The sequence below is a fragment of the Micromonospora sp. LOL_024 genome, from assembly GCF_048060415.1.
In the GTDB taxonomy this organism is placed as follows: Bacteria; Actinomycetota; Actinomycetes; order Mycobacteriales; family Micromonosporaceae; genus Micromonospora.
Genome location: NZ_JBHMIS010000227.1, coordinates 1 through 260 on the forward strand (window position 1 = coordinate 1; position 260 = coordinate 260).

General features: G+C 69.2%; 1 pseudogene. It reads left to right on the forward strand.

Going from position 1 to position 260, the window contains the following annotated elements:
• A pseudogene (locus ACFHWY_RS28975) lies at nucleotides 1-260 on the forward strand (hypothetical protein); the annotation flags it as partial.

The following is a 260-nucleotide window of genomic DNA, read 5'->3' on the forward strand; positions in this document are numbered from 1 at the left end:
GAACGTGGCCGGCATGCTGCTCACCCTGGACGCCCTGCACACCACGAAGAAGACCGCCCGGCTGATCACCGGCACCCTGCACGCCCACTACATGCTGATCCTCAAACGCAATCAGCCCCTCGCCCTGCACGCCGCCCAGACGCTGCTGTCCGGCTCCGACACCACGTTCGCCGACAGCACCGACATCGGCTCCGACCGCGGGCACGGGCGCACCGAACGCCGCACGATCCGTGTCGCCGCCTGCGACGACACCCTGTTCC